Origin of the sequence: Blastopirellula marina DSM 3645 (genome assembly GCF_000153105.1) — a bacterium.
GTDB classification, from domain to species: domain Bacteria; phylum Planctomycetota; class Planctomycetia; order Pirellulales; family Pirellulaceae; genus Blastopirellula; species Blastopirellula marina.
The window spans coordinates 1,832,723-1,839,951 of the sequence record NZ_CH672376.1 but is presented as its reverse complement, the minus strand read 5'-3'; the positions used below and the strand labels follow the sequence as shown (position 1 = coordinate 1,839,951).

6 protein-coding genes are annotated in these 7,229 nt (G+C 52.7%); 1 reads left to right on the top strand and 5 read right to left on the bottom strand.

From position 1 onward, the window contains the following. Positions 1-749: 749 nt before the first annotated feature. Positions 750-1,007 carry a hypothetical protein gene (locus DSM3645_RS09350; protein WP_002651882.1) on the top strand — a complete coding sequence of 86 codons (258 nt, stop codon included), beginning with the start codon at positions 750-752 and terminating at the stop codon, positions 1,005-1,007. A 144-nt stretch (positions 1,008-1,151) separates the two neighbouring features. Here the strand turns inward: DSM3645_RS09350 and DSM3645_RS09345 are convergent, their stop codons facing one another. The 5 genes from DSM3645_RS09345 to DSM3645_RS27990 form a co-directional block, all read right to left on the bottom strand. Then, positions 1,152-2,525 (bottom strand): IS4 family transposase, encoded by a 1,374-nt coding sequence (locus DSM3645_RS09345; protein WP_002651881.1) that lies wholly within the window; start codon positions 2,523-2,525, stop codon positions 1,152-1,154. 328 nt (positions 2,526-2,853) lie between these two features. Beyond that, positions 2,854-4,602: a hypothetical protein gene (locus DSM3645_RS09340; protein ID WP_002651880.1), complete on the bottom strand. Its 1,749-nt coding sequence runs from the start codon at positions 4,600-4,602 to the stop codon at positions 2,854-2,856. A gap of 23 nt (positions 4,603-4,625) precedes the next feature. Then, positions 4,626-5,039 carry a hypothetical protein gene (locus DSM3645_RS09335; RefSeq protein WP_040351729.1) on the bottom strand — a complete coding sequence of 138 codons (414 nt, stop codon included), beginning with the start codon at positions 5,037-5,039 and terminating at the stop codon, positions 4,626-4,628. Between the two features lie 418 nt (positions 5,040-5,457). Beyond that, positions 5,458-5,787: a hypothetical protein gene (locus tag DSM3645_RS09330; protein ID WP_002651878.1), complete on the bottom strand. Its 330-nt coding sequence runs from the start codon at positions 5,785-5,787 to the stop codon at positions 5,458-5,460. A 344-nt stretch (positions 5,788-6,131) separates the two neighbouring features. Further along, a complete protein-coding gene (locus DSM3645_RS27990) occupies positions 6,132-6,710 on the bottom strand; it encodes an SMI1/KNR4 family protein (protein WP_081444774.1) in 579 nt (192 codons plus the stop codon). Positions 6,711-7,229: the final 519 nt, after the last annotated feature.

Below are 7,229 nucleotides of genomic sequence, written 5' to 3'. Positions count from 1 at the left end.
GCTCTAGCCCTTGAGCGAGCGTGCGAAGAAACGCCTCGTAGTCTTCCGCTTTGCGAAAGATCGCCTGTCGGGCGTTCCCGCGATTCAGGGTGTGATAGATGGCGCCTGCTTCATCGGCACGTTTTTGGCGAGGCATTTATCGAGTCTCAGCAGTGGAAAAAGGTAGACTGGTTGAGAGGATGATAAGCGATTTGAAGGGGGATTGAAAGAGAAATGACCCCCGTCCCCTTTTCTTAGCCGTCCCCTTTTCTTAGCCGTCCCCTTTTCTTAGCCGTCCCCTTTTCTTAGCCGTCCCCTTTTCTTAGCCGTCCCCTTTTCTTAGCCGTCCCCTTTTCTTAGCCGTCCCCTTTTCTTAGCCGTCCCCTTTTCTTAGCCGTCCCCTTTTCTTAGCCGTCCCCTTTTCTTAGCCGTCCCCTTTTCTTAGCCGTCCCCTTTTCTTAGCCGTCCCCTTTTCTTAGCCGTCCCCTTTTCTTAGCCGTCCCCTTTTCTTAGCCGTCCCCTTTTCTTAGCCGTCCCCTTTTCTTAGCCGTCCCCTTTTCTTAGCCGTCCCCTTTTCTTAGCCGTCCCCTTTTCTTAGCCGTCCCCTTTTCTTAGCCGTCCCCTTTTCTTAGCCGTCCCCTTTTCTTAGCCGTCCCCTTTTCTTAGCCGTCCCCTTTTCTTAGCCGTCCCCTTTTCTTAGCCCGACCTAACGACTGACGGTTTCGTAATTGCCGGTGGCGTCTACTACCTCTTGAATAGGGAATAGTTCAGTGTTCATTCACTATCATTCGCTCTACGCAGGGATCATAGCATATGCGATTCTATTGCTGTTAGGTGTGCCGGTCTTCGTAGGTGTATTGGGGATCGCTGTTTCTCTTGGAACCGAATACGAACAACTGAAGGTGCGGCTCAAGAAAAATGACCGTGCATACACATTTGCAGTCGCGAGTTTTCTACAGGCTTCGGCACTTTTTCTCGCCTATGCAATTTTGTACGCCATCATTTATGGGAGGGCATCCATGATGTAGACAGCACTGATCTCACGGCTATCGCGCACTCTCTAGTTCTGCAGCAGTGGTTTCAATTTTCGTCGAATTCAATGGCGATCCCCGCGACAAACGGCTCGTCCGGGGGCGAAAAAGGGGACGGGGGCGAATGGCACGAGATTAATTCTAAGCGGCTGTAGCATAACGGTTTCGGGGCGTTTGCATTAGCTTGTATTCCTTAGGCCGTCGCTTGAGTTCTCGCGGTTCGTTGCGGTCGGGACGGTTGCCGACTTCGAGCTGGCGGATCGTTTGCAGGAGGTTGCTCCACTGAGGGTCTCGCTGTTTGGGATTCCAGCGGAGCGCGGCGGCGAATTCTTCGACGGCTTGCAGCGCGCCGTTGAAGCTCAGACGCCAAGGGGGCAACTGGAACTTCAGCGCCGTCGCCAGCATCGCGGCACGCACCAGGTTGTAGCCGATCATGTGGCAGTGCAGTTCTTTGCGAACCATCGCTGGACTCTTGCAACGGAGGTGATCCATCTGCATCTGGATTTTCAAACTGCGGATATGCAGTTCCGCTTGCCAGCGGCGACGATACAAATCGGCCAGATCTTCCGCCGGATAAACGTCGCCTTGCAACAGCGTCGTCGCCAACGTGATTCGACGCGTACGAAAGCCTCGCTGCGTCACTTCATATCGCAAGTGACGAACGAGAATCGACGATGGATATTGGTCGTATTCGTCCGTCGTCATCCACGTCGGACGCTGCGGCTTGGCATAGCCCACGATCTGATCACAGTCGCCTTGTCGCAGTCCTCGACGAAAGTCGATTTTGCGACGATGATGCGCGCGAGCCACGATGTCGATCCCGCGCAGATCCGATAAAGCGAGCAACCAGAAACTGGCGTAGTACCGATCGGCGAGCACGATTTCTCCCGAGTGAAACTGCGACAAGAGCGTTCGTAAGAGCGACGTCTCGCCCGTCTCTTTCCCTGCGTAACGCCCCATCGCAAACATCGTCGCCGCTCCTGTCGCCAGTGAAAAAACTTGCACGATCCGCGCCAAGGGAAAGCCGCACCCAGGCTTCTGGTTTTCAATTTGCGGAAAGGCGGTTTGATTCGCTCGCGTGTCGGCCATCGTGACGGTCGTACCGTCGACGATGATTACTTCGCGCCCCTGGAATCGCCAATCGCCGAGGCCCGCTTCGTCGCACTTTCGCGCCGTCCAAGCGAGCAGCCGTTGGAACAACGCAATCGGCAAACGTCGCCGCGCTTGGCAGTATGAAGTCGTATCGCCGCTGCAGCGCGACAACCCCTGCGCCATGCGCCAGGCGTTGAGCCGCGTCACGACTTGCTGACAACTATGATCGGCGGATAGCGTCTGCATCACGAACATCCAAACGACGATCATCGGCGAATAAATGCGCTCGCGAAACGAGAAGCCGATTTCGTGACAGATCGCGGCGACAACGCCGCTGGGGAGCAAGAGCTCGCTGGATAAGTTTGAAACGTCACGGAACTTGCTTTGTACATCCTGCGGCGAAGCGTTAAAATGATCGGACACGGCGGGGCCTCCTGAAACGGCGATTGTTACACCACCAATTCAGCGAAGCTCCGCCGTCTTTTTCAATCATCTTGCTTAAATTGCAGTGATGACCACTTGCTGTCGCAAGATCTTGCGACAGCAACTTCCGCCGATTACCGCATGCTGGGGCGGAGGCTTTAAGCTCGTGCCATTCCCCCCCGTCCTCTTTTCTTCGTTATGGTTTTGGTCGACCGCATTGAACTGCTTAACCGCAGGCCGCATCAAGACTTATTTCTTAGAAAGGGAAATCGTTACCGGCGTTGAGTGCCATTCGCGCCTGTACCGAGAATGCTCATTTCGATCGCTCTTATTCCGGTCTCAACACTTGAGCTAGTTCTAGTACGATCTCCTGGGACATGAAGTCGTATCGTTTCAACTTGCGGACGGCATCAAGTCTCGCTTGAAGGATATTCCGAACACCGGCAGTAACGTTCAGCGGATCGGAATTTTTCCGCAATCGATTCAGTAAGTACGCCTGCCCTGATTTTCGAGACGAAAGGAGCGTTAGCATCCGCATGCCGTGGGCTGGATTCGGAGCACGAAGAACGTGCTCCCGATACCACAACTCTATTTCCAGGGTCGGGATCATGTCGATCTGATCCAGCCGCACAAGCGTGTCGGTTGCGACTTGCGATTGAATCGTTTCAACCCGATAGTTTTGCACGATTTTTTGACAAGCCGTCAAATGTTCGGTTTGACAGGGCCATTGCCACCGAGCTCGAAAGATCGCTTCAACAAACGGATCCTCAAATTCTTGCGCAAACTCACCCCCTTCCGCATCGAAAGGTGGATGGCCCAATTCGGCAAGTTTGGCAAGAAATCCAATTCGTTGACCAGGGCTCCTCGCAAAGATGTCGGCGGCAGCGAGCTCCCTAGCCCGTTGCACCAATTGGTACATCTCGATGGGAGAGGTCACTCGTTCCGCCTCTTGCCAAAGGATCGCCTCGTCGTCGATACCCAGCAGTTCGCCGCGGCGGCGGTAGCGTTCGTCGATGACCCATGACAGCCGTCCATACATTTCTTCGAAGCAGTCCGCAAAGCCCTCGACGTTTCCGACTTCCCAAATTTCGCTTGGATAGCGAGCCGCCAGGCGAAATTTTAGGCGCTCATCCGCCGATTCATAAGTCTGCGCAAGTTCTGCAGAAGCGTCATACTGGGGGTTCGTGGATAGGCCAATGATTTCCGCAAATCGATGCGATTGCTCCTCCCCCTCACTTCCTGATAACGGAGCCTGCCGCCAATCGAATTCACCTTCAGCTATTTTGCAACTCTCACCTAGCCTCTTCTCGATTACATTCGCCGGCAAAGATGCAAATGCACGAAGCTTCTCCGAGGGGCTCAGCGAAAATCGATTCCAACATAAACAAAGCCCCAACTGAGGATCCGACATCGCGACCTCCGAAAGATCCGTACCAAGTCGCAATGCGTCATTCGGGGTTCTAAGGCGTATCCGGATCGGACATTCGTTCGCCATGCGTGCAGAAAATGTCAAACACTCGCCATCCCATCGAACATTCTTAGATTCGAAATCCCAATTGCGTCTCACGAGGCTGGATAGATCAAAATGGATCTCACCGGCATCGGCCAGCGGAGTTCCTGCGATTTGGTGCTCACCGGTCAGCTCACTGCCATCGACTTTCATCGCCCAATATGCGTTCGCCTGAATCCATGTTCCGTCATTGCTAAGCAGGAATCCCTTGTCGTCAAACACGCCAATTTTGATTGAGCCCGTTTTGTCGGCACTAACAACCGACCGATGTTCGGGCGACCACTCGACTACACTACGCAGCAAATCAGATGGCTGACGGGTCGCCGCACCGTGCCCTAATAGGCGTCGCTGAAAACGGCCGCTCTTCGTTAGCGCAGAACCGAATACGATATCTGCGTCGGTAATGGCTTTTAGAAACGCTCCAGGCCTCTCCGGAAGCAGGTTCAGACCTGATCCCTTAGACACGCGAGCGTAGATCATCGGCCCTGATTCAGCAGGAGTTGGCTGTGCGTACAGCAGCGACGGAAGCAAAGCAACGGATAGCAATAGATAGATATGTTCCTTCATGTCTTATCCCCTCTCAATGCCACTTATCTCAACAGGAAAAACTGAAAAAAACTGTCTTTTGTCTTGTCGCCACTCCCAAGGTCCTTCGAGAATCCAAAGGTAATGTCAGCTCCTACCGTACCAATTCCAGTCTCCTTGCTGTATTCTAAATCCCCCTTAAGCCCGATTTTTCCAACGCTTCCTAACGAAATATCATTTACAGTAACTTCGCCGGATCCCTTTAATCCATTTTGATCGAAGCTACCGAGTTTGAACTTAACCTGAGATGCTATCACAAGATCTGTAAAGTCGGCAGGGAGACTGGGATTCTGATTCCCACTTGTCACCAAGGATCGAAGATCAAAAAATATTGATGTCAGTTTGTTGTTTTGATTGCCGCCAATTAAGTTCAAGACATCCGCAGGATTTCCCCAGCTAACTTCAAATCGCTCTTCCACGGCCTCTTTGAATGCCTGTAGTTCTATTATGCCATCGTTTAATTGGCTGAAGAAAAGGGGTCGCTGAAGAAAAGGGGTCGGGGGTCATTGTTTTCATGCCGGGTGCTTTCGAGTGCTATCGCGGATAAGAAAAGCCCCAAAAAAGACCCCCGTCACCTTTGATCGTTTGCGTCACCTTTGATCGTTTGCGTCACCTTTGATCGTTTGCGTCACCTTTGATCGTTTGCGTCACCTTTGATCGTTTGCGTCACCTTTGATCGTTTGCGTCACCTTTGATCGTTTGCGTCACCTTTGATCGTTTGCGTCACCTTTGATCGTTTGCGTCACCTTTGATCGTTTGCGTCACCTTTGATCGTTTGCGTCACCTTTGATCGTTTGCGTCACCTTTGATCGTTTGCGTCACCTTTGATCGTTTGCGTCACCTTTGATCGTTTGGAGCGGCGGTCGCATCCGGCAGCGACGCTTCGTTGGCTTGTGAGCTGGACATGCTCTTTGCCAGAGTGGCTTGCATCGCTTCGTCGATGCTATAGCCATCGTTGATGAAACGAGTGCGCAGCCCCATTTCGTTTTCATGCAAGTCGCTGACCGATTCGTCGTCATTCCAGAGCGTGTCGGTAGTTCCGGCCGCATCGTACTGATGATAGGCCGTATCGAGTCCGTCGTATTCGCTCACCAGGTCGCCGAACTCATCGTTGGTCGACGAATACTGGTGCTGCACGTCGTCATCGTCGTCGGTCTCTTGCAGCAATCGCTCGAAGTCATAGATGAACTTCTTGATGTCGCTGGGAGTCTCCTTGGCGGTGCGCCGGCCTTGGGCGTTGTAGGTGAACGTGACAAGCCCCGCGGTCGGTTCGGCGCCGATCAGGCGGCCGTCAAGGTTCGCAAAGACGCGATAAGAGCATGGCGCCGGGGCTCATCATAGAAGTCGTTCACAATTCTCTTGAAGCACAGGCTCGGAGTTCTTTGCTAGATCAATTTCGAGAATGTCGCTTAACCATTTGCGAAATGGCGTTCCATGATATCCAGCTATTTCACGCCCCCTGCCTGCGAACGTCGTGACGCTCACATCGTTTTCAAAGGCCCCCCTGTGGTTTACGCTTCCATGATTTCGAGGCGGCCAAGGAAGTCGTCAAATGATTCGGCGATCTGATACACGTTTTGAAACATTATCTCTGGCGGTCTGGGCACACCGAAATCTTCTTCATAGTCGTCCTCGTCAAGCGGTTCGTTCGCCTGGTCCCAATAAAAAACGGCTCCCATTTCGTTTCCTTTGATGCCAAGGCAAATCTGACCTGCTCCACCATCGTCGCCTATTGGGATAAGACTATCGGGCATTCGGCCAGCGAAGAACAGAATCCTTACTCGAAGACCATAAGGGTCACTCTCATCCATTTCACTACCATACAGTGCATCCACCATTCCTCTGCCGTCATTAGAAATATGTGAGGGCAGATGGGTCAACGATCGGTATACGATATAGGGGTTGTCGGGCGATTGTCCATTAAACGTACACGCACCATAAGTGGACAAGAACTTACGGTAGCAATCAGGAAGACGGTTTCCAATCTGCCTCTCGATAGCGATGATGCCAGATTCATTCATTGGACACAGTTCGTTTCCAAAAATAGGCCTGACTCCACCAAGTCGCTCAAATATTTGCTGCACGTTCATCGTGATCCCTCCAAACTATTGACTCCGCAAGTCAAAGGCACCGCCCATGTGCCGCACACCGTGAATAGGTGGAATGGCACTTGGGTTCCCATGCAATTCCCACGGAATTAACTGGATGTCATTTCCTCCTGCATGGTGCGGGCTGAGTCTTTCAGTCCGCAACCAGTCTTTTACCTGCTGTGGCGTCCATCCCTTGTCCTCTGCAATCGTTCTTATCATCTTTGGTATGTCCGTCTGGTGGACACCTTTAAGGGGTTCTTTCGACGCGAAGTTGCCCTTCGACCACTGTGAAAAATCTGGCCTCCCTTGATGGAACGGTATCACATCACTAGGTTTCAAACCGAGCACGGGTGCCATGGCCACGGCCTTGCGTGGCCATGCGTGCGTCTGGCAATTAAGTAAGCGACCAAAACTCACGAATTTTTGCCCATTCCTGCATCATAAAACGGTAGTGATCAAACTACCTGTGCGCCCATTCATGGCCACGCAAGGACGTGGCATGCATCCGGGGCCCCCTCC